Genomic DNA, 24776 nt, shown 5'->3' on the forward strand with positions numbered 1-24776 from the left:
TCTACGTTACGAGTAAAATCTATAAACAGCACAACCCCAAAAACAATCAAAAAAGTACAAATATCACTCAATTATTGCAATTTAATAACACTCAGATAGAAAACTTACAAACAGCATAAGTTTGACAAACAAGTTAACACTTTTTACTTAAGCACATATTGAATAATCAATGAAAATAGATGATATTAATCAGATATAGAAATAAGTTATTGCCTATAAAACATTTTTTATCACTGCCAATATTTTATAAATACACGTTTTCGACATTCATTATTTATATACGGACGTATTGATAATTCATAAGATTCAAAAAGGAGAACACTGGTGGATATTTCAGCTGTCACACATCAAACATACAATAAAGGTGAACTTACGCAGCTATTGGATATTGCCCGTGACGCCATTCGAGGTCATTTTTCAGAAAAAGCAATTTCAACATCAGCACCTAAACTTGAGCACTATACGCGTAAAATGCTGCAACCTGCAGCATGCTTTGTAACATTAGAAGTCAAAGGTCAACTGCAAGGCTGTATTGGCTCTACAATTGCGACTAAACCTTTAATATTAGAAATGCACAATAAAGCCATTGGCAGTGCTTATGAAGATCGCCGCTTTATGCCTCTAGCAGAAGATCAACTTGATGATTTAAGCATTGAGGTAGAGGTACTATCGCCGTTAGTTATACAGCCATTCACTACTGAAGCTGAATTAGCTGAGTATTTATCTCATAACAAGCAAGGTGTACTGCTGACAGATCGACATGTACAAACAATTGTATTACCTAGTGCTTGGCGTCGAGGGTTATCAACCCCTCAATTTATACAATTACTCAAACAAAAAGCCGGTTGGTCTGCTAATTATTGGTCTGACACTATGGTAATTAAAACATTTACTACCTGCGCACTTAAAGAGAATTTCAACACTATCCGCGGTAAATATTTTTAAGCAATCATGTAAAATAGTATCAATATAAAATGACTAAAATATTTAGTCATTTTATCATTGCCATAACATTACACTCATAAAATATGGCATACTTTACGTAAATTCAACTTTAATTAAAAATACACGCTGTATTTTATTATGACTTTAATGGGGTTTTATGCGTAAATTTTTATATCCATTTTTAACCGGATTTATTCTATTAATAACACTAAGTGGCTGTAATAGTACTCCCAAAGAAACCACTAATGGTTGGGTTAAGCTAGCAACTAAAACAGCTAACTTTCAAACAGATACTGATAAAATAACAATCAATTCACTATTTAATTCAAACCATTATGATTCTCTTAAATTAACCTGCACTCAAGGTTCGGTACAAATAGATTCTATTCAAGTTAATTATACCGATGGCCATGTTCAAAAACTATCGACATTAGGATTACTCACGAGTAATAGTTCTACACGCGCAATGTCTCTTGATCGCGATCAAAATAAAATAAAATCGATTGAATTGACATATAACGGTATCGGTAATGCAACGCTAAATTTAGCGGGTGTAACAAAAAAAGCCAAGCTTGAAATTTGGGCAAAAAAATCGACTGAAACCAATAAATAAAACAGATATAAAGTGGAACAATCGTTATTGTTCCGCTTTTATTATAATGCTGGTTTAGTCAGTTTTATATCTACCCAAACAAGTCGATGGTCAGACCCGGCGGTAGGTTTTTCTCGCCCTTTCTCATCGAGCATTAATTGTCGTAATGGGTGATCTTTTTCAGGCCAAAATACACCGCTTTTAACTACCGTTAAATTAGATGATGGCAAAACATAATCTAAACGCATGCCACCTAAATGCGTCCATTCATTATTACGCCCTTTACGTCGCTGCCATGGGCGATGTTCACATCCACCGACACTTTTAGGTGTCAATGGTCCATGGCTTACCTGTTGATGGATCCGTGGGTGATTAAGCAAGTGTTTAATGGGTGTTTTTAAACCATCGCCATCAATAACATCAGCATTTAAATCACCTAACACTACAAACGGCTGTTCAGAATGTAGCCCACCAGTCATGCCTATATCATCTTTTAAATAATCAGCGTCATCAATAATATCGCAAATTAATTGGATCTCATCATGGTTACGTTTAGCATTACGACGTTCAGGTCCATCAAAAACAGGGGGCGTCGGATGACAACATACAAGGTTTATTACTTGTTGCTCGATTTGTATTGGTACACAAAGGTGATTTTTAGACGATAACCGCAATATACTTACCGCTTCAGGACTGTAAAAATCACGCGGAATCAATGCGTTTGGCATAGTGTTCCACAGCAGATATTGCCATGAACGGACATTATTATCTTGAATAGGGTATTTAGATAATAATACAAAACCAAAATTACCGTGAAAATGACCAAATCCCATTCCATCAGCTGGCAATGAAATCATACCGTCCTGATTAAGATCAAGCTCTGTTAATAAACCTGTATTGGTTGCTGGGCACAAATGGTATGGGTACTCAATAGGCTCCTGCCCATATTGAGAAACCGCTAAATAATTATCACAGAAGTGAGCCAAAGCACCATCGTCTCCCCCTTCTCCGTGATGATCAAACTCACACAGCAATATCACATCAGGTGCGACATGTTGAATAGTGGCTGCGAGACGCTGTAAACGAGTAATATTAGGATTTGCTGTTAATGCTAATATTTTTCCCGGTTCACTGTCTGACATCGAAATATTAAACATTGCCACACGCAGTGATTGATTACGATTAGACGCAGATTTCACTCAAAATTCTCATATACATATGCTTTTATGCCGAGCATTGTAATCGTCATTAACTATACCGCCAATAATAAACACCAAATTTATAAATAAAGCAGATTACCTATTACCTATTACCGTATTCAATGCTAACCGAATCTGTTTAGCATCATAACTTGCTCGATGTTTAACGGAACCTTGGCGATCAAGAGCTAATTGAAAACACGCACGATCAATACCATTATGTTGTTTTAACCAACAACAAATTTCTGTCAGCATAAATGACGGCCGCATATGAGCGGCATGATATAGCCGACCTAACCAAAATAAATCCCACTCACTATCACAAAACACCAATTCATACTGCCCTAAAACAGCATTAAGATGCTGGCAAACATCGACAACTTGTTTGCCATCTCGCTCTAGTTCATCGCGTGTAATGCCATGAATGTGTGATTCTGAAAAGGTATCCCAATGCACCCACTCATCACTCGCTGATAATGGATTAATTAATAAACTATTATCAACACCACTTGGTAATGAATAACCTACCTCTATTGGATAAGAAAATTCGGAGAGTCCTGATGCTTCAAAATCTAACGTCGCCCACATTACACACTCCCGCTTAGGAAAGATTATATTAATTGTCGCATTTATGATTTTTGTAGCACTTATTAATGACAATAAACTCAATACAAATTAAATGTAGACAGTTACATAATAATTACCAAAAAATAGGAGTTTTGTTTTTATGCAACTAAGAAAAATTAAGTTTATTTAAATAAATCCCTTATATATCAATAAATACACTCTGTAGATAGGTGTTCACTTTTGTTAGGTATATAATAGCAAAAGAATCAATATCAACGGGTCTCATAATGATTACATCACCTACACCTATACTTGGTTTCGCTGGTTTTAGTGGTTCAGGAAAGACGACACTTCTTGAACAACTGATCCCTCTTCTTAAACAACACAACTTACAAATAGGGTTACTCAAACACAGCCATCATGATATTGATCCAGACACACCAGGAAAAGATAGCTACCGCTTACGTCATGCGGGTTGTAGCCAAACCTTACTTGCCACTAAATCTCGCCACATGCTGTATTTTGAATACCCACAAGCAGAACGCCAAGATCCTGAATTAAATCATTGTCTAAGCCAACTTAATCATGATCTATTAGATCTTGTTTTAATTGAAGGCTTTCGTGACCAACCATTTCCAAAAATAGAGATTCATCGCCCAAGTTACGGTAAACCTCTGCTCTATCCTACAGACAATACAATTTTAGCCTTTGCCAGTGATCAGCCAGCACCTGCAAACTGTGCATTACCACAGCTAGATTTAAATAACCCTCAGAATATTTGCCAATTTATTATTGAATGGTTGGCACTATAACTATCAACAAATAATATCGATATAAAAATACCGCCACTGAGATATGCTAAATGGCGGTATTTTTGTATTTAATTTATTTTCTAACTGATATTACGACTGTATTTTTTAGCAGCAAAGATCATCACTTCAACATGGTTATCATGCCGATAAGTGAGCGCCAATTTCCCTGCAAAATACGTAAACTGAGTCACATTAGCTAACTGTTCAAAATAACGCTTTTGACGATGTACTGATAAAGGATCATCACATTTACGATTCGTAATTGCGGCATGTTGTTCTAATACATCAATAAAACCTGGTCGTAATAGTGCGTTCACCGTAACGGTATAATTATTACAATCGACCATACCAACAAAATGGCCATTAATATAACGCAAGCTAATTTTACTGTCGTCAGTGACAGGATCACCATAGCGCCAACTTTCAAGACGCCAATCCGTATTAGCTAATATTGCTGGAGTTAATCTAACAATGGCTTGATTACTCGGAACCTCAACCAATTTATTATGATTTAAATGCCAAATTCGCCGCGCAATATCCCCAGGACAACACGCAGGATCTTGTTTTCCAGCTTGAATAACATCTAAAATTAGAGCGTTATTTTTAATCGTTAAATCTTTAACGCGTACCCTATCGCCCACATATTGAGTCGCAATGTTAACTAATTTACCATGCTGATAAGCCATTATAGCTAAATATAAAAATTGACCACTTCCACCAGGAGAATAATTTAACAGTACTACCGCCATAGGATCTTTATGAGCATCCAATTGACCGATTGCACTTAAATCACCTAATAACATCACTTGTGGCATAACGTTTCCCCCTGGTTGATAAGGATCGCCAGCCCATAAGCCCTGTTGCAAATGAATAGTACTATCAATACCATCTATTCCACGATAATAGGCCTGTTGTAATGCTGATAATGAATAATCGAATGAATGAGCCGTTGCCGTTAAAGAAGATGTTTTTGAAGTTAATATCAAGCTAGAGGAGGCAGGTGAACTTGCATCAGGGGTTATTGTTGTCATCTCTGCTGCCATTAACGTTGAACTATAAATCGTTAATAAGCTTATAAATGCAGAGAGCAAACGTTTCATATGTGTTCCTCATTAATGCTTCAAATCAATGTCTAATAATAAGATCATGTCGTAATACTTTTCTGACATAAAACCTGCGTAATAGTTCCTCACAAATACGGATATAGCACTTCTTTAGCGAGTATTAATCATTAAGTCGCTTAAAAATTAGTGAACTCCAATTGTATTACATTTTGAAGCAGTTAGAATGCACGCTTGTTTTTAACTATCACTGAGGTGATTTGATTTAATTATGCTCATTAAAACAACAGCTATGGTTACACTATTATTGACCTCTGGCTCTCTCTTTGCCGCGCCCTCGATATCATCGCCAACCACAGCAACATTTGAGCAATTAGCTCAACAGCAAGCACATAACACACCATTACAAATTATTGATTGCCGTGACAGTAATTTTTATAACGGCTGGCCTGAACCCCAACAACAGCAAGGTGGTCATATTGTAGGTGCCGTTAATATTGACGCTAGCTGGCTAAAAACATTAGATACCTCTGCATTGCAAGCTCTGCTGCATGAAAAGCACCTTAAATCGACGTTACCGACTTATTTATATTGCGCGACAGATAAAGCCCAACAACTCACGACTGCTTTACAAGCTCAAGGCTATCACTCAATAACAACGATTGATCAGTCACTTAATCACTACCATGGTAAACTTAGTGCTTTACCTAATTTTCAACAATTAGTACCTGCATCATGGCTATATGCGCTAATCAATAATAAACATCCTCGTTATGCACCAAAACATGGTTATAAAGTGGTTGAAGTTGAGTGGGGTCCACCTGCAAAATATTTACTCGATCATATTCCAGGTTCGCTATACGTTAATACCAATACTATTGAATCAGAACCTTGGTGGAATAAAGTCAGTAATACGGCATTAGCCAAAGTCATTGCAAATCTTGGTATTCGTTATGACACCACGGTTATTCTGTATGCACGCAACAATATGTCGGCAGCACGTTTTGCTAACTTCTTAATGTATGCTGGCGTTAAAGACGTACGGTTATTAAATGGCGGTTGGACAGCATGGAGTAATGCGAATTACCCCACAGAGAACTTACCTAATTACAATAAAAAACCAGTGGCATTTGGTAAGCCTATTCCGAGTAACCCTCAATATATAATAGATACGGCCCAAGTAAAATCGTTATTAAAAATGCCAGCAGATCAACAATCTGTTGTCAGTATTCGCACTTGGCCTGAATATATAGGTGAAACCAGTGGCTATGATTACATTAAGCCCAAAGGACGTATTGAGGGTGCAAAATGGGGACACGCGGGCTCTGATTCTTACCATATGCAAGATTTTCTTAACCCAGATCAAACAATGAAAAGCGGTAATGAAATTGCAGCACAATGGGCTAAATGGAATATTAAGCCGCATCAAGATGTCACTTTTTTCTGTGGTACTGGCTGGCGAGCATCAGAAGCCTTCTTTTTCGCGCATGTTCTCGGTTGGAAAAATATCAGCGTATACGATGGTGGTTGGTACCAATGGAGTGCCAATAAAAATAACCCTATCGCGGATGGGACGATAACTCCCGCTAACGTGCACTAACAACACCAATGGCAGCAAGCTATCACGATCCTAATTCACGATAGCAGCTGCCATTCTTAAATTCCGTTATGGCACACCGTGACCTTTTGCAGCTACCCATACTCGGTAAAACTGCTCTCGTGACAATGAAAAATCAAGGGCAGCAACAGCCGATCTTACACGTTCAATATTTCCCGAACCTATAATCGCTAACGGCTTTGATGGTAGGCATCTGATCCAAGCATAAATCACTTGATCAAGACTATCAGCACCGATTTCCGCGGCTATTTCACTTAAGGTTTCACGTACACGAACATGTTGCTCAGAGCTACCAGAGAAAATATTCCCTCCAGCTAAGCATGACCATGCCATTGGATGAATGCGCTTCATTTGTAATTGATCAAGCGTACCATCATGTACTACTTCAAAATTAAGTGGATTAATTTCAACTTGATTGGTAACCAGAGGCTGCTCTAAACGAGATTGCAATAACTCAAATTGAGCAGGTGAAAAATTCGACACTCCAAAATGATTCACTTTTCCTTGTTGTTTTAACTCAGCAAAAGCGAAAGCAACCTCATCAGCATCCATCAGTAGATCTGGGCGATGAATTAATAACACGTCAATATTGTCAACGCGCAAGTTTGCCAATGAATTATTTACAGACTCAACAATATGCTGCTTACTGGTATCGTAATGATTAATACGGCGTTGAGGGTATTTAGCATTACACAGATTAATATCACACTTCGTCACCAACTGTAGCTGCTGACGTAGACTAGGTTTTAATGCTAAAGCTTCACCAAATAACGTCTCGCATTGATAGCCACCATAAATATCAGCGTGATCAACTGTTGTGATCCCTAATTCAAGATGCTGCTCTATAAAGGATAATCGTTGTTGCGCAGTCATACCCCACTCAGCTAAACGCCAATAACCTTGCACTAACTCTGAAAAATGTAATTGTTGTGCAACCATTGTGACCTGACGAATCATTGAACCATCCTTTGTAAGAGTAAAACGAATTACTCACCATCCTAAGAGCCTCAAATCATTGCCGCAAATGAATTAATTAAAAACAAAGTATGCAGACTAAAAACTATGACTTAGATTGCAACTTATCAATAAACCCCTTGCCAACTAACGCTTTACACAAATAGCTGAACGTACAGGCTGAAGTTTAATTGCATCCATTACCCGTTGAGGATTAGCACTATAGGCTGTATGCAATGACTTAACAGATAACTGATGCTTGAGGTATTCGACGTAATCGTTAAATTTATAGTGGCTATATGCTGTTGGGTACATCTTGCTACAGCTGTCATACCAAGCAACATAACGTTGAAAAAACAATGTTGCTTGAGCTGGCGTCATTTTACTCATGGTTAACGCCATATCTTTGGTCAATTGAAAATGCTGATAATCAATCGGTGAATCCCAAAAGCCACCCCAATATTGAAAACCATGACGAGCAAAGATTGCAATCACAGTTTCAGCCATACCTCGACTGTCAGGTTTACCAAACCGATATTGAGCTCGATTTGCATAACGCGTCCCTTGTACTGGGCTAAATTTAACATTGCCATTACTACCAAAAGTCACAAATGGATTTTGTAATGGGTTAATGTCTATTGCCGCTCCATAGGCATGCAACGATAAACTATTGCTACCGGCGACCGGGCGGTAATTGAATGCTGAAGTATTATTAGCCGCCATCGAACGAGTATCATCACCGTCATACATTTCAATAGGTACCGCTTTATGAATAGGAAAACCTTGTTGATATAATTCATCAAAAATTTTTCCCACATAAGGTGCTACGGCATCCATTACCACTAACTGTCCATTGGTATGTGCTTTACCTGCAAAATCACGGTAATTAAAGGTAACTTTTCGTAATCGTTGACATGGCACAGGCGCGGTTGCCGAAATAACACCTGTCTTAGTCATTAGTTGGCACTCTCCCGTTGATAACGTACTAATTTGAGCAGCATTAACGGGTAATGTCACCGCACCAGCAGAAAACAAAAATAACGAAACCCACATATTACGAGAAGCAGCTATCATCCTAATTCGTCCTATCTCAAAAAATAGTAATAAAAAAGACGTGCAATCGCACGCCTCTGTCATTTAATTCATCATCTAAAAGCTTATTGGCTTACGTCCAGTTGCAGTGTCTGCTTTATTCTCTGTTTTTAGTGCTTCTTTTTTAGTTACAGAGCGGTTTTTACTGGTCGCTGGTGCCGATGTATTTTTCTTTGCTTTTGCTGCTGGTACTTTTTTATCTTTTTTAGGCGCTTTTGCTGCAGGGGTTACTTTGGTTGCTTGCTGATCGCGGGGGACGGCTTCTTGTACTGGTTGGTCACAAATAACCACAAAATACTCACCGTTAAACTCAATCACGTCACCATCATAGATTTTACAGCGCTTACGTAATTCAATTTCACCATTAACAGCAACATAACCATCAGAAATGGCATACTTTGCTTCACCACCACCACTTACTAAATTGGCAATCTTTAGCACTTTATACAGCTCAATCGGTTGAACTGATACTTCCACTTCCAGTGCTTCTACTTCTATTTCTTCAGACATCTTGCACACTCAAATAACAAAACAGGACTTAGTTGAATTCTACCTCACTAACAAACAGAAAGTGAAACAAATGACAAATTCCAACTGACTTACTATTTTTTAACGTCTAACCCGCTAAAAAATCAGTTTTGTCCATTTTTATGGACACCTCATAACAACACATATTCAACATTGTGACCTTAAAATATCACTAAAATATCCTTTAATGGACTTACAATAATAACTAACCTCGACTAATCTTGGTTTTTATCACCGTTATTTGCTCGGATCTTCGTCAACAGGTATGCTACCTAGGGCAAAAAGCAAGCGAATAACTATTTTATTACACATGACTATGTTCTGATTAGCACAAGTAGTGCTATAATCCGCGACCTCACATGTGACAGTAATTGTTTATAGAGAAAAACAATGACAGATTTATCTAAATACAGAAACATTGGTATTTTCGCGCACGTTGATGCGGGCAAAACTACTACAACAGAGCGTATCCTTAAGCTAACTGGCCAAATCCACAAGATTGGTGAAGTTCATGACGGTGAGTCAACAACTGACTTCATGGAACAGGAAGCTGAGCGCGGTATTACTATCCAGTCTGCAGCAGTAAGCTGTTTCTGGAAAGATCACCGTTTTAACGTTATCGATACTCCGGGACACGTTGACTTCACAGTTGAAGTTTACCGTTCTCTTAAAGTACTTGATGGCGGCATCGGTGTATTCTGTGGTTCTGGTGGTGTTGAACCACAATCAGAAACTAACTGGCGTTACGCGAACGAATCAGAAGTTGCTCGTATCATCTTCGTTAACAAACTAGACCGTATGGGCGCAGATTTCTTCCGCGTTACAGATCAAGTTAAGAAGGTACTAGGCGCTACTCCACTAATCATGACACTTCCAATCGGTCGTGAAGATGATTTCGTTGGTGTTGTTGACGTTCTAAACCGTCAAGCATTCGTATGGGATGACTCAGGTCTTCCAGAGAACTTCGAAGTTCTACCTGTTCCTGAAGACATGGTTGACGACGTTGAAGCTTACCGTGAAGAAATGATCGAAACTGCTCTTGAGCAAGACGATGATCTTCTAGAAGCTTACATGGAAGGTGAAGAGCCTTCTATCGAAGATATCAAGCGTTGTATCCGTGCTGGTACTCGTACTTGTACTTTCTTCCCAACGTTCTGTGGTTCAGCATTCAAAAACAAGGGTATGCAACTTGTTCTTGATGCGGTAATTGATTACCTACCTTCTCCAACAGAAGTAGACCCACAGCCGTTAACTGATCCAGAAACTGGTGAACCAACTGGCGAAGTTGCAACAGTATCTGTTGACGAACCATTCAAAGCGCTAGCATTCAAAATCATGGATGACCGCTTTGGTGCTCTAACATTCGTTCGTATTTACTCTGGTAAGCTAAACAAGGGTGACACCATCCTTAACTCTGCTACAGGTAAAACTGAGCGTATCGGCCGTATGGTTGAGATGCAAGCGAACGACCGTAACGAACTTACTTCAGCACAAGCTGGTGATATCATCGCTATCGTTGGTATGAAGAACGTTCAAACTGGTCACACTCTTTGTGATGTTAAGCACGAGTGTACTCTTGAGCCAATGATCTTCCCAACTCCAGTAATCTCAATTGCTGTAACGCCTAAAGATAAAGGCGGTTCTGAGAAAATGGGTATCGCGATCGGTAAAATGGTTGCAGAAGATCCATCTTTCCAAGTTGAAACTGACGAAGAAACTGGCGAAACAATCCTTAAAGGTATGGGTGAACTTCACCTAGACATTAAGGTTGATATCCTTAAGCGTACATACGGCGTAGACCTAATTGTTGGTCAACCTCAAGTAGCTTACCGTGAAACAATCACGAAGCCAGTTGAAGATAGCTACACGCATAAGAAGCAATCTGGTGGTTCTGGTCAGTTCGGTAAGATCGACTACATCATGAAACCAGGCGAAGTAGGTTCAGGCTTTACGTTCACATCATCAGTAATTGGTGGTAACGTTCCTAAAGAATTCTGGCCTGCAATCGAGAAAGGCTTCAAGGGCATGATGGATACTGGTGTTCTAGCTGGTTTCCCTGTTCTTGACGTTGAAATCGAGCTTCTTGATGGTGCATTCCACGCAGTCGATTCATCTGCAGTAGCATTTGAAATCGCAGCGAAAGGCGCATTCCGTCAATCTATGCCTAAAGCTGGTGCGCAACTTCTTGAGCCAATCATGAACGTTGACGTATTTACTCCAGAAGATCACGTTGGTGATGTTATCGGTGACCTTAACCGTCGTCGTGGCATGATCAAAGACCAGATCGCTGGCGTAACTGGTTCTCGTATTAAAGCTGACGTACCACTTTCAGAAATGTTTGGTTACATCGGTACTCTACGTACTATGACTTCTGGTCGTGGTCAGTTCTCTATGGAGTTCTCACACTACGCACCATGTCCTGCTAACGTTTCTGAAAAAGTTATCGCTGAGCAGAAAGAACGTAACGCTAAGAAATAATTTTTAAATTACTCTAAGTGATACATTAACCCCGAGGACTTTGTTCTCGGGGTTATTTTTTATCTGTCCTCTGCTCTACTACACCCGTAACATGCTTTTTTGCATTATAACGATCGTAATTACCGCTAAAATAACTAGATAAACCCCCTATTTAAACGTAAAGTACTGCTTTTATTAATGACAATATACATGAATATTATTATTGATGATTTGCAAGGACACGCCATACAAGCGTTATTACAAGCACACTTGATAGACATGAATTCTACCGCTCCAGCAGAGAGCGTTCATGCCTTAGATCTAACCGAACTGCAACAACAGAGTGTGACTTTTTGGTCTATATGGCATCAAAATCAATTGGCAGGATGCGGCGCAATAAAGTGCTTAAATACAACCACAGCTGAAATAAAATCAATGCGAACCGCTGATACATTTCGCGGCCAAGGTGTGGCATCACAATTACTCCAACATATTATTTCTTATGCCAAAACACAGGGCTATCAACAATTAAGTTTAGAAACAGGTTCTATGGACTTCTTTGCTGCGTCACGCGCTCTTTATGCAAAGCATGGGTTTATCGAATGCCCGCCCTTTGCTGATTATCAACCCGATCCTCATAGCACTTTTATGACATTGGATCTGCAGGCATAAAAAAAGAACGCCGAAGCGTTCTTTTTTATTATAACGACTACATTACTAACCATTAATCATTAAGAAAAGTCGTTGCTAACGCCGCGACAGAATCATCAAACACTTGCTGTAATGGTGCAACCTCAAGCCCCTCAATAGAGCCTTCTTGGGCTGCTTTCTCAAACGTTAAACATAATTGATGTAACTGCATTAACCCCATCGTACCAGCAGCACCTTTCAATGTATGAGCTTGCTTAGCGATATCCGGTAAATCATTATCAGCAATAGCTTGATGCAACATGGCAAGTGTCTTACTGGCAGAATCACCAAATAAATTAATCAGTTGTTTTACTTGCGCTTCGCCTAGTACTTGTAAATCACTGCCTAAAACAGATTCTTTCACTAATGGAAATAACTCATCATTCTCAACAAATTGCGGTTTTTCCTCACCCGCCCCTTTCTCAATAACCACGCGTTTATCTCCTTTTAAAATACTGCTTATCGTATCAATTAATTGTTGCTCAACTAAAGGCTTAGGTAAGAAACCTGCAAACCCTGCATTTAAGTAAATTTCCACTTCTTCTCTAAACACATGCGCAGAAAAGGCGACCATCGGCGTTGGTTCTTGCCATGTATCTTTACGATGACTATCAATACGGCGTAATTGATGTAATAGCGTTACACCATCGGTATCGGGTAAATTAATATCAAGTAACGCTAAATCAAACTGTTCATTTTGATAAAGCCGTTCAGCTTGAGCCCCATCTTCTGCAATAACAACACTATGTCCTAGCCGTTTAAGAAACCCTTCCGCAACCATGCTATTTACAGGATTATCTTCAACTAATAGAATGTGCGCAGCAGGAACTAATACTTGATCAACATCAGTATTTAATCTCACTTGCCCATGTTCTAGCGGTAATGAAAACCAGAAACAACTCCCAGTGCCAACAACTGAATCAACACCGATTTCACCATCCATTGCAGCAACAATGTGCTTACTAATAGCCAAGCCTAAACCAGTACCTTCAATTGATTTACGGCCAGCTTCCGCTTGTTGGAAGGCACTAAATAGCAGTGACTGTTCGTTGTCATCAATGCCAATCCCCGTATCTTGCACTGAAAATAGTATTTCATCAGGCATATCAGGATGAAGTTGAACATTAATAGTGACTTTACCTTTATCAGTAAATTTAATCGCATTCCCAACCAAGTTGACTAACACTTGTCGAATACGGCTTTCATCGCCAAACCAAATCGCATCCGCATTAGGTTCAATATAATATTCAAACCCGATCCGTTTCGCCATAGCACGACCTTGAAGCATATTAAATACATCAACAACCATACGTTTTAAAGCAAAGTCATTCGGTCTTATATCCAAGTGTCCCGCTTCTATTTTAGAGTAATCTAGAATGTCATTTAAAATATCCAATAATGTTTCACCACTGCGATTAATCACATCTAAATAGCGTTTTTGTTGTGTACTTAACGCAGTATCAGCCAATAATGACGCCGTACCTAACACGCCATTCATTGGGGTTCTAATCTCATGACTCATGGTTGCTAAGAATGCAGACTTCGCACGGTTTGCTTTTTCTGCTTCATCGCGTGCTTTATAGTGGTTATAGACTTCTTCATTGAGGCGACTATTGATACTCTCTAGCTCACCCGTTCGTTTAGCAACCAACCGTTCTAAACTTGCTTTGTGTTGCTGTAATTCCTGGCGAATTTTAGCTTCAGCTTGTGCTAATCGATGCCGTTCACTCGCGGTATCACGTGCCACTAAAATAGCCCGACCCATTTGTGCTAATTCATCATCACCATCAACATCTAATTGAATACATAAGTCACCACGCGCCAGTGATAACAAAGCACGACTGTAGTGATTAATACGGCAAATAACGCGAACATAAACAATACGCCACATAATTAACACTAAGGCGAGTAATCCAATACCTGAAATCACAATCAGTGTATTACGCGCAACAGTCAATGTTTGATCGACCTGCTTAACGGCTTGTTGAGTATTGGCATTAGCCGCTGCAATAATATTATCAACCGTGCTGTTTAACTCTTGAAATAAGACCAAGTTCTGTTGATCTAATCGCTGTACATCTTGTTTTGCATAAATGAGCTGTTCACTAACACCAAACAATACATTGCCGCGCTCAAGTTTCGCCGTTTGTTTCATTAATTGTGCTGAACGACTCGGATCTTCAACAGACTTTACACGATGACTAATAATATTAACCGCATTATTAAACCGTTTTTTTAGCGCCACCAGCGATTTAATATCCATGATACGTTCAGAATCATCGAGCATATTAATCACTTGTAATGATAGGAAACGTAACTCAAATAAACGCTCGGATAAGTCCATATCAACTTCAACCAAGCTATCTAACGCGTTATAGACCGCAGGTTTATTATTTTCAGCTACAAGATCATAAATGCGAGACACGTTTGCGACGGCAATGGTATTCGCATTCGCCACTTGAGATTGTGACAAACTGTCAATTTGATGTGTGGCTTTGGTCATCGCTGCAATTATTTCATCGAGTTGACTTTGCAAATCGATTTGTCGACCAACAAGTAATCCAAGTAGGGCTAAATTATCAACAATACGTTTTACATCATCTTCTAATTTCAACATTAGCGGTTGATCAAACGAATATTGCTCAAGTGCATGTAGGCTACGGGTTAAAGCCTCAATATGCACAGTCAATGCTCGCCCTTGCTGCATTCGTTCTGATTCAAGTTTCGATTTAGCAAGAACTTGAGCATTAAAGATAATACGTGAGCTTAAATCTGATAATTTTCGCGCTTCAGCTAATGAAGGTACCGCAGAATTAATAACAGTACGCTCGGTTTTAGCAACTAACGAAAAGCCTGCTACACCAATCATCACCGCAATGATCATCAAACCAGCCATGGCAGAAAAGGCTAATAACAGTTTGGCTCCGATACCTTTTCGGGTAAACGTCATAAATAGTCTCTATCTCAAAAATCTTGTTTAGAACAGTTCATAATCAGCATAAATATGCCTTGTTCGATACTGGCTATTTCACCAGACACAATAAAACGGTACTATTTTGCCAGCGATATGGCTTTAGACCTAAATAATGTTGGTAACAATGCGCATTTTATTTTTTATATTAATGATTTTCTCTACTCAATCCGCGTTTGCGCTTGAGGTGATTTCATATCAACCCCCTTTTCAAACGGATAAAAAACCGACAAAAATTCAATATTCTTTTTTAACCTCGGTTTCTAAACCGTGGAAAGTATGTGCAGTGTACCCACATTTAAAAGATTCTTATTGGTTATCGATCAATTATGGAATGGTTGAACAAGCAAAAAAGCTGGGTATTACATTAAAAGTGCTTGAAGCTGGCGGCTATAGCAACCTTGATAAACAACAAAGCCAACTCGTTGCTTGTCGTCATTGGGGGGCAGATGCCATTATTTTAGGCACCGTCGATGCTCAAGCTTATAATGGTAAACTATCTAAATTAATCGGTAATATTCCCGTCTTTTTGATGACCAATGACATCGATTTTTCTGATCCTGATATTCGTCAACATGTAAAAGCAAAAGTTGGTGTCGATTGGTATGAAATGGGCAAAGCTGCGGGAGCCTACCTCGCAAAACACCATCCTAAAGGCTCTGGTAAAGTCCGCATTGCTTGGCTACCAGGGCCACAGTTACGTGGTGGAACTAAACCTGTTACTAAAGGTTTTAAAGCTGCTATTGCCAATAGTGATGTCGAAATTATAACGACCTTATGGGGTGATAACAGTAAAGAACTCCAACGTAACCTATTACAACAATTATTTACCGACTATAAAAACATTGATTATATTGTCGGTGGCGCAGTCGCAGCTGAAGTTGCCATCAGTGAATTACGCACCAACCATATTACCGACATAAAAATAGTCTCAACCTATCTTAGTCATGGTGTTTATCGTGGTTTACGTCGCCATAAAATTCTATTTGCACCAACCGATAAAATGGCAGAACAAGCACGACTTTCAATAGATCAAACTGTACGTTATCTAGAGAAGAAACCTGTTGTTCTTGATATTTCACCATTAATTGTTGATTTAACACCACAGCATTTACCAGCAGTAGTTATTGGTAACTCGTTATCACCAGCAGAATTTAGACCTTCATTCTACGTTAATAATCATCATATCAGTAGATAAGCCATACTTAAATGGTGCCTATAAAGATGAAGGTCAATAATTTATGGGCTACCACAAATTTTTAGTCTAATTTGATTTACACTATGCCCAGTCTTTGTTACTTATAAATATCGTCACCATGTTTTATCAAGATGAATTTGAGAGATAAAAAGGAAGAGCATGATCACTACAACACGCAAAATGGCAGCGAAGAAAAATATCGCTTTAGTTGCTCATGATAATTGCAAAACAGCTTTACTGCGTTGGGTGAAAGAACACCAACATAAGTTAGCAAATCATGCACTCTATGCAACCGGTACTACTGGGCACCTACTCACCAAAGAAACTGGCTTACCCATCACTTGTTTAATCAGTGGCCCTATGGGTGGCGATCAACAATTGGGCGCTTTAATTTCAGAAAGCAAAATTGATATCATGATCTTCTTTTGGGATCCACTTAATGCGGTACCACATGACCCTGATGTAAAAGCATTATTGCGTATATCTGCTGTTTGGAATATTCCCGTTGCGACTAACCGTGCAAGTGCTAACTTTATTGTTACGTCACCATTACTTGATAAAGAAATTGATATTGAAATTCCAGACTATGATGCTTACCTTAAAGAACGTCTTGATTAAGCATCAATAGCTTTTGTTATTTCAATCATAAGCCTTCGTCATTATCGAAGGCTTTTTATTATTTAGACATAATATTTAAGGCAAAAAAAATAATTCATTATATGGTTATAAGTAGTACCTCAAGGAGTCGCCTATGCAAGCGTGGATTTTACAACAGCCAGATGGGCTTCAAGCCTTATCACTCACAACTACCAATAAACCAGTACCAACCGCAGATGAAATGTGCGTCAAAGTTGCCGCCGTTGGATTAAACCCTATTGATTACAAACTAACTGACTGGGGGTATGCAACATGGCATTATCCACAGATTATCGGATTAGATGTTACCGGTAGCATTGAAAGTGTTGGTGAAAATGTTCACCACTTTAATATAAACGATAGAGTTATGTTTTTTGCCGATCCCCGCACAGCAGGTGGATTTGCAGAATATATATGTGTAAAAGCTATTGCTGTTAGCCGTATTCCCGTTACATTATCGTTTACCGATGCCGCAGCTCTGCCCTGTGCTGGGTACAGTGCATGGATAGCAGTACATGATAAGTTACAGGTTACAGCAGGACAGCACATTGCAATCACAGGAGCAGGAGGTGGCGTTGGTGGATTTGCGGCACAATTAGCCAAACTTGCAGGCGCGCATGTCTATGCCATTGCTGAACGACAACACCATGCTCGATTACTCAGCTATGGTATTGATGCGGTTATTTGCCCGCAACAAAATGTGGCACTTGAGCTTATAAACCTGACAGAAGATAGATTATTGCATGGTGTGATTGATTGTATCTCAGCCAAATCAGGTAGCATAATGAGTGCATTGATTCGTTATAATGGCCATATTGTTATGGTTGCGAATCAGTTTGACCAAGTACCGATGCTTGCCACAACTAAAGCCCTCAGTATTCACGAAGTCGCCCTTCATGGCACCTATGCCCATGGCGCTCCTGAACACATTTCTCATCTAGCCGATATTGGAAACAACCTCAGCGAGTGGGTCGCTAATGGTCGTTTACACAGCATGGTCGAAAAAATCGTTCCCTTTGATAAACTTGCCGTTGCCCTAGCAGAACTAAAAAACAATACCCATTCAGGTAAAATCGTCGTTCACGTCGGCTCATAAGGTGAAAATTGAGCAACAAAAAGCCCTGTACTATTTATTGCTATAATAACAAGCAATCATAATAACAGGGCTTCAATAACTAATAATATTTACTTAGTCCGTTTGATTTTATTATTGACGGGGTATTTATCTTCAATTAATTCATTAATAAACGGTGAAGTTTTATCAGGATCAGCACATACCCACACATGCTTTTTAGCACGCGTTAATGCAACATAGAATAAACGGCGTTCTTCTGCGTCATTATATGTTTCAGTACGCGATTGCATGATAGCGGCTAACCCTGTTTCACGATCGGGTGATGGGAAAATACCTTTATTCACATCAACGATAAACACATAGTCAGCCTCACGGCCCTTACTTGAATGACACGTCATGTATTCCAAGTTAAGCTGCGGCCACTGATTTTTCCACGTTTCAAATTTTTCAGGTTTTTGCTTATTATTACGCCCAAGAATAAGTACTTTTGTCGCCTTTTTCTCGTAATGTTTGCTCAACCGAATTAACTCTTGTGGTAACAAATCTGTCGCCAATAAGGTAACTGCTTTTTTACTCTGCTTAGTAAAACTGGTTAATTGCTTTTTAACTTGGAATGGATTTTGTTGTATAAATACATTCGCCACTTCACCAATCATACTATTAAAGCGGTATGTGGTTGAAAGCTCAGTAATACGACTATTACTAAAGCGGCTTTCAAAATCAGTCGTTAAATTAACATCAGCACCAGCAAAATGGTAAATGGCTTGCCAATCATCGCCAACAGCAAATAATGTCGGTGTTGCATGTCCGGCAATTTTTTGATGACATAAGGCTTCAATCAATGCTAATCGTTGTGGCGAAATATCTTGGTATTCATCGACCATAACATAACGCCATGGTGAGATAAATTTACCCGTTTTAACATACTCAGTGGCCACTTCAATCATACTGTTGAAGTCAATTTGCTTCTTCACTTTTAAGTGCTGCAAATAGGCCTGATAACAAGGCCATAACAATGTTAACTCACTTTTCATACGTGGTCGCATTGCGGGATTATTATTATTTTGAATGGCCTCAAGCAGCGATTCTTTATTCATCCCTGATTGACCTAGCAACTCAATATGACGCCATACCCAAGCTTGTAATTGTTCATTTTCAGCTTGTTGTTCCATTGAGTTTTCTTTACTAAAACCAGGAACTCGCCACTGTGTAAGATGACGCTGCCACTTATTTGCTGACGTTGAATTATTCCATTGCTCAATTAACATACGAGCAAGCCATGCACTACGGGCACGCGTGTCTAAGGTAATCGAAGCCACATTGGGTTTATCAAGTTCAACATCACGAATAATCTGCGAACCCAAGCTATGGAACGTCGCTACTTTGACGCGATCACTGACTTTAGCTTTCAGTCTATCAGACATCTCATCGGCTGCTTTACGTCCAAACGATAGCATAAGAATATCTTCAGGTACCGCCGCTTGACTCGCAATTAAGTAACCTGCACGTGCGATTAAGACACTAGTTTTACCCGTACCCGCCCCGGCAAGAACCAAATTATAATCTTGGTTAATTAAGCTAGCTAAACGTTGTGATTCGTTTAACGGTGATTTCTCAAAACTATCAAACCACGAACCCCATTTTTGGGTTTGTTGTGTTAACCATTGCTGGTTATGCTCTTCAACCCAGGCTTGATGCTCACCAAGCCAAGGTGATATTTTTTCAAAGCTACGCGGTCTAAATGTCGCTGCAAGTTCTGGTGTTAAGTCTGAATCAGTTAAACCATCATTAAGAAACTGATGTAATTCATGATGTTCAGAATGACGTAAATACCCAGATTTATTAGAAAATAATGCTATACGTTGCAGCATTTCTGGCAACATAGCATCTAATTTATCAACACGGCTTTGCGCCCAATCTTGATAACTGCGGACTAAAAATGCCGCGAAAGATTTACATTCGTGCCAAGGTAAACCATGAACTGTCCAACAGTATTGTTGATTTGAAGACGTAAGCTCAAGCGCACCCCATAATACACCGCGATGGATTTCAATCGAACCATCCCAATCATCAAAAGAGATAACATCAGAAGAAGTTTGACTATCTAATACCAAGCTATTACCGTCTAAAGCGATACTGTAATAATCACCTTGAACTAGCCATTGTGCTAGTCGACTGGCACTTAATTGCATTGTGATTCCACCAATTGTTCCATGCTTTAATTAGGCTGTAACACTCATTACCGGCTGATAACTATTGTCATCAACCTCAATTGAATCATTACTTGTCACCCGCTTATCGGGATAATGTTGCTTAGAGTATCAATAACTCTCGTGTAGCCATAGTATTGAAACGTCTATTTGACTAAATATTATTCCACGAGCTAAAAGTTTATTTTTTTGATCGGCAATAACAAGATATCTGTTATCTTTAGTCACGTTTTTATAACGTTAGTTGATTCTATCGTTTTCTCCATTCCTTATTATCAGAAGATTGTTAATATCCATGCAAACTAAAGAGTTACATGTAAAATTCCGCAAATACTGGGTTAATGACCGAATCAATTATTCAATTCGAGTATTGATTGCTTTAGTTGGTGTTGTATTACCCTGTTGGTATCTTGGCGCTAATCATGCCGTAACCCCACTTGTACTTGGTATTATTGCAGCAGCACTGGCTGAATCTGATGATAATTTAACGGGCCGAATTAAAGGCTTAACCATTACTTTAATTTGTTTTTTGATTGCTTCTCTTTCTATAGAAATTCTATTTGATTACCCCATTTTATTTGCAATCGGCTTATTTAGTTCAACCTTTGGCTTTATTATGTTGGGGGCAATGGGCCCACGTTATGCCAACATCGCTTTTGCCTCATTATTATTAGCGGTTTACACTATGCTTGGTGCAAATAGTAGTGCCGATCTTTGGTATCAACCGATGTTACTTTTAGCGGGTGCTTGTTGGTATGGGATCTTGTCATTGCTATGGCATATTTTATGGCCCAATCAACCAGTTCAACAAGGATTAGCCAATGTATTCACTGAGTTTGGTTACTACCTTGATAATAAAAGTAAGTTATTTGAGCCAGTGGTTGATCTCACTTCACATCCATTTCGAATTCAAGCAGCCAAACAAAATGCGAAAGTCGTTAATGCGTTAAATGCCGTTAAAATGACATTGCTACATCGTGCTGGTCGCGGACAAAGTGATAAATTCCTTAAAATTTATTTTATGGCGCAAGATATCCATGAACGTGCCAGTTCATCACATTATCGTTATCGAGAACTGGCGCAGGCCTTTCAACGCAGTGATGTCTTGTTTCGCTTTCAACGCTTATTACATGTACAAGCACAGGCTTGTCACGGCATTGCTGATGCGTTAAAACAAGGTAAGCCCTATCATCATGGTTCTGATTCCATCAGTGCGTTAGATGAACTGCAACAATCACTGAATTACCTCAAACAACAAAACAACCCGCAATGGCGTTTGCTGCTGAATCAATTGGATTATTTATTTAATAATTTGGCAACAGTAGAACGTCAACTACAAAATATTAATAATCCAGATGCAGAACACATTGAACAACAAATTGATATTGAGTTAGTGGACACTGAAGCGCACAGCATCAAAGAAATGTGGAAGCGTATTAGCAGCCAACTTAATACTGATTCAATGCTATTTCGTCATGCCATCCGCTTAGGGATTGCATTAATAGTAGGCTATGGCTTTATTCAAGCTCTGGATCTACAACGCGGATACTGGATCTTATTAACAACCCTCTTTGTATGCCAACCAAACTACAGTGCAACCCGTCAAAAGCTTGTGCAGCGTGTTATTGGGACATTGGGGGGCTTGCTGGCAGGCATACCGCTGCTGTATTTATTTCCCGGCCAAGAAGGCCAATTGGTATTAATGGTTATAATGGGCGTACTGTTCTTTGCCTTTCGAGCCGTTAAATATGACTGGGCAACGGCTTTTATCACACTATTAGTGCTGTTTTGTTTTAACCAATTAGGTGAAGGATTTGCGGTTATTTTACCGCGCTTAGGCGATACATTACTTGGCTGTCTGTTAGCAGTATTAGCCGTTAGTTTCATCTTACCTGATTGGGAATCTAAACGATTACATAAAGTAATGGCTGAAGCCACGTTAGCAAATAAAGATTATTTAGCGCAAATTATTGCTCAATACCGTATTGGTAAACGCGATAATATGAATTATCGTATTGCACGTCGTGAAGCCCATAATAAAGATGCGCAGCTAAGTACAGCCATCAATAATATGTTAGCAGAGCCGGATAAATACCAAATAGATACGGATAAAAGCTTTCGTTTTTTGACATTAAACCATGCCATGTTGAGCTATATCTCTGCACTGGGTGCGCATCGTACTCAACTTGAAGATAATCAAACCCATCAGTTAGTATCAGAAGCTCATCGTATTATTCACAATCATTTAGAGTGTATATCATCACAACTAAATGGTTCTCTGATTGAGACATCACAACCATTAAACCTCAATCTAGAACAACGTCTAGGCCAATGGCGAGATGAAGATTGCACCTCAACTCGAATGGTATTACAACAACTGCATTTGATTCATTGCATGCTACCAGAACTTCATGCGTTGGGTGATAATCTTTCACCGCAAACACATGCAATTACTGTCACTAAATAAAAGAAAGTAGAAACAATTACGTACAAAAAAGCCTGCGCTAAACGCAGGCTTTTTATTACTCAATAATAGCGTTTATATCTCAATAATTATTGAGCTACTTGAGATGACGCAGCGGGTGCATCTTTCGCATTATCTTGAAGATACTTAAGTAACGTACGTTCTTCATCTTTATTAAGCATGTAGTATTGTTGCATCGCTTTAAGACCCTGAACCCAACCATTTGCTGTTAGGTGTTTTGGATCTGGAATAGCGTGACATTGATTACAACTTGCATCTAAGATCTCTTTACCGTAAGCCCAAATAGGCTTCATGCTTGCTAGCATATTACGCTGAGTGATCCACGCTGATACTTGCTCTTGCTGCCATGTCTGACCATCTTCAGTTTTTACTGTATTAAGAATAGTTGCTGACTTTTGTAGATCTGCATTTAGAGAAACAGTTTGAATTTGTTTCGCCATGTCTTGTACTAACATACCTGTTGTTGAGCCTTGTTGCTGCCAACCTGTAATTTGTACTTTGATCATGTCGCCACTAGTACCTAACACTTCAACTTTTGATGCTGGGTATAGTTGACCTTGTGCATCACCTGATGCTGAGTCAGTGATATACAATTTTTTCGATGCTAGCGTATAAAGTGTTTTAGCCGCAGGCGCCTCACCAGCATTAATCGTCAATTGTTTGAACGTTGCTTGGAAGTCATTATTGATATGCGGTAATTGGTGCGCAATACCTTTATGACATTCAATACAGTTCATATTTTTTGCTGCCGCAGTGGTCATTGCTGCTGCCGCTGCAGGAGATTGCTTTGCATGATCCATTGCAGTGTATGAGTGACAACTTTTACATGTCGCTGAATTGGTTTCAGCCATCATACGCCAAACATTTTGAGCCATACGTAAACGATTTGCTTCAAACTTAGCTGGAGTATCAATATCTTTGCTAATAAATTCGCTATAGATATCGCCAACACCGCCTAGTTTTGCTTTCATGAAAGCAATCGGATCATTTTCTGGAATATGACAATCACGACATTCAGCACGTACACCGTATGCGTTTTTGTAGTGGATACTAGTTTTATATTCGTTGTAGTTTTCTTTCATTGAGTGACATGAAGTACAAAACTCAGTAGTCGAACTAAACTTTATTGATTCGTGAAAGGTAAACACGCCTGCCAATGTTATGATCACACAGACAACTGCAATCGCTAATACTGAATAACGACTACTTGGCTTTACTAAAAAACGCCATAGTTTCTTCATGGATGGTCCAAAATGAATTAAACGTCAAAACAACGTTAAAAAAAGAGTTGCGCACAAACTAACATTTGAATATTAACAGGGCAACGTCATTGATTCATATAAATAAACATTCTAAACACAATTAAAAATATTTTTATGTTACAATTTGTAAGACTTATTATTTAATTAGCGTTCTAATTATATTTAATCTGTAAATAGTGTTTTTCTGTAAATACAATAACCACTAATTTATAAAATAAAAACCATAAAACAAAAATAAAATCAATCAGTTACATAACAAAAATACCGACAGTCATACGGTAAATGGCGCTTTATATTATTAATATCGAGAATAGTTATCAATCCATTTTTAGTTTTAGTGCTAAGTGTTTTTTATTTATATAGAGCATTAAACATTACTTATTATAGTGTCTTTTTGTGGTAACTTATTTTCCATTTAGCAGCC

General features: G+C 38.9%; 19 protein-coding genes. 10 read left to right on the forward strand and 9 right to left on the reverse strand.

Features of this window, described 5'->3' with window-relative positions:
- Positions 1-324: 324 nt before the first annotated feature.
- Both amrA and C9I86_RS04315 read left to right on the forward strand, forming a co-directional pair.
- Entirely contained in the window at positions 325-945 is a 621-nt protein-coding gene (gene amrA / locus C9I86_RS04310; protein ID WP_080157810.1) for an AmmeMemoRadiSam system protein A, read from the forward strand.
- A 157-nt stretch (positions 946-1102) separates the two neighbouring features.
- Positions 1103-1558 carry a hypothetical protein gene (locus C9I86_RS04315; protein WP_107275735.1) on the forward strand — a complete coding sequence of 152 codons (456 nt, stop codon included), beginning with the start codon at positions 1103-1105 and terminating at the stop codon, positions 1556-1558.
- A gap of 41 nt (positions 1559-1599) precedes the next feature.
- Here the strand turns inward: C9I86_RS04315 and C9I86_RS04320 are convergent, their stop codons facing one another.
- Positions 1600-2736: an endonuclease/exonuclease/phosphatase family protein gene (locus C9I86_RS04320; protein ID WP_369924993.1), complete on the reverse strand. Its 1137-nt coding sequence runs from the start codon at positions 2734-2736 to the stop codon at positions 1600-1602.
- Between the two features lie 96 nt (positions 2737-2832).
- The gene (locus C9I86_RS04325) at positions 2833-3324 is read right to left on the reverse strand and encodes a hypothetical protein (RefSeq protein WP_080157812.1); all 492 of its coding nucleotides are present in this window, start codon (positions 3322-3324) and stop codon (positions 2833-2835) included.
- 266 nt (positions 3325-3590) lie between these two features.
- Between C9I86_RS04325 and mobB the strand changes: the two genes are divergently transcribed.
- A complete protein-coding gene (gene mobB, locus C9I86_RS04330; RefSeq protein ID WP_107275736.1) occupies positions 3591-4115 on the forward strand; it encodes a molybdopterin-guanine dinucleotide biosynthesis protein B in 525 nt (174 codons plus the stop codon).
- Between the two features lie 80 nt (positions 4116-4195).
- On the opposite strand, the gene C9I86_RS04335 is transcribed toward mobB, so the two are convergent.
- Positions 4196-5215: an META domain-containing protein gene (locus C9I86_RS04335; protein WP_107275737.1), complete on the reverse strand. Its 1020-nt coding sequence runs from the start codon at positions 5213-5215 to the stop codon at positions 4196-4198.
- A gap of 232 nt (positions 5216-5447) precedes the next feature.
- On the opposite strand from C9I86_RS04335, the gene C9I86_RS04340 reads away from it, so the two are divergent.
- Positions 5448-6776 carry a rhodanese-like domain-containing protein gene (locus tag C9I86_RS04340; RefSeq protein WP_107275738.1) on the forward strand — a complete coding sequence of 443 codons (1329 nt, stop codon included), beginning with the start codon at positions 5448-5450 and terminating at the stop codon, positions 6774-6776.
- 66 nt (positions 6777-6842) lie between these two features.
- Here C9I86_RS04340 and C9I86_RS04345 read toward each other — a convergent pair whose 3' ends face one another.
- The 3 genes from C9I86_RS04345 to C9I86_RS04355 all read right to left on the reverse strand — a co-directional run bounded on the left by C9I86_RS04345 (position 6843) and on the right by C9I86_RS04355 (position 9350).
- Positions 6843-7751 (reverse strand): aldo/keto reductase family oxidoreductase, encoded by a 909-nt coding sequence (locus tag C9I86_RS04345; protein WP_107275739.1) that lies wholly within the window; start codon positions 7749-7751, stop codon positions 6843-6845.
- A gap of 144 nt (positions 7752-7895) precedes the next feature.
- Positions 7896-8822 (reverse strand): M15 family metallopeptidase, encoded by a 927-nt coding sequence (locus C9I86_RS04350; protein ID WP_369924996.1) that lies wholly within the window; start codon positions 8820-8822, stop codon positions 7896-7898.
- 75 nt (positions 8823-8897) lie between these two features.
- On the reverse strand, positions 8898-9350 hold the full coding sequence (locus C9I86_RS04355) for an RNA-binding S4 domain-containing protein (RefSeq protein ID WP_107275740.1): 453 nt from the start codon (positions 9348-9350) through the stop codon (positions 8898-8900).
- A 408-nt stretch (positions 9351-9758) separates the two neighbouring features.
- Here C9I86_RS04355 and fusA point away from each other — a divergent pair, with 408 nt between their 5' ends.
- A complete protein-coding gene (gene fusA / locus C9I86_RS04360) occupies positions 9759-11846 on the forward strand; it encodes an elongation factor G (RefSeq protein WP_080157818.1) in 2088 nt (695 codons plus the stop codon).
- 189 nt (positions 11847-12035) lie between these two features.
- Positions 12036-12497 (forward strand): GNAT family N-acetyltransferase, encoded by a 462-nt coding sequence (locus C9I86_RS04365; protein WP_080157819.1) that lies wholly within the window; start codon positions 12036-12038, stop codon positions 12495-12497.
- Between the two features lie 52 nt (positions 12498-12549).
- Here C9I86_RS04365 and torS read toward each other — a convergent pair whose 3' ends face one another.
- Positions 12550-15465, reverse strand: a complete 2916-nt coding sequence (gene torS, locus C9I86_RS04370; RefSeq protein WP_080157820.1) for a TMAO reductase system sensor histidine kinase/response regulator TorS — start codon at positions 15463-15465, stop codon at positions 12550-12552.
- Positions 15466-15613: 148 nt separating this feature from the next.
- Between torS and torT the strand changes: the two genes are divergently transcribed.
- From torT to C9I86_RS04385, 3 genes are all read left to right on the forward strand, one after another.
- Positions 15614-16684: a TMAO reductase system periplasmic protein TorT gene (gene torT / locus C9I86_RS04375; RefSeq protein ID WP_080157821.1), complete on the forward strand. Its 1071-nt coding sequence runs from the start codon at positions 15614-15616 to the stop codon at positions 16682-16684.
- 159 nt (positions 16685-16843) lie between these two features.
- On the forward strand, positions 16844-17302 hold the full coding sequence (locus C9I86_RS04380) for a methylglyoxal synthase (RefSeq protein ID WP_080157822.1): 459 nt from the start codon (positions 16844-16846) through the stop codon (positions 17300-17302).
- Positions 17303-17435: 133 nt separating this feature from the next.
- Positions 17436-18416: a zinc-binding dehydrogenase gene (locus tag C9I86_RS04385; protein WP_107275741.1), complete on the forward strand. Its 981-nt coding sequence runs from the start codon at positions 17436-17438 to the stop codon at positions 18414-18416.
- A gap of 89 nt (positions 18417-18505) precedes the next feature.
- On the opposite strand, the gene helD is transcribed toward C9I86_RS04385, so the two are convergent.
- Positions 18506-20587, reverse strand: coding sequence for a DNA helicase IV (helD, locus tag C9I86_RS04390; protein WP_080157824.1), 2082 nt, complete (start codon positions 20585-20587; stop codon positions 18506-18508).
- A 313-nt stretch (positions 20588-20900) separates the two neighbouring features.
- On the opposite strand from helD, the gene yccS reads away from it, so the two are divergent.
- Complete coding sequence (gene yccS / locus C9I86_RS04395) at positions 20901-23072, forward strand: YccS family putative transporter (protein WP_080157825.1); 2172 nt, start codon at positions 20901-20903, stop codon at positions 23070-23072.
- An 86-nt stretch (positions 23073-23158) separates the two neighbouring features.
- On the opposite strand, the gene torC is transcribed toward yccS, so the two are convergent.
- Positions 23159-24331 carry a pentaheme c-type cytochrome TorC gene (gene torC, locus C9I86_RS04400; protein WP_107275742.1) on the reverse strand — a complete coding sequence of 391 codons (1173 nt, stop codon included), beginning with the start codon at positions 24329-24331 and terminating at the stop codon, positions 23159-23161.
- Between the last annotated feature and the right edge of the window lie 445 nt (positions 24332-24776).

The organism is Photobacterium sp. NCIMB 13483 (genome assembly GCF_003025475.1).
In the GTDB taxonomy this organism is placed as follows: Bacteria; Pseudomonadota; Gammaproteobacteria; order Enterobacterales; family Vibrionaceae; genus Photobacterium; species Photobacterium piscicola.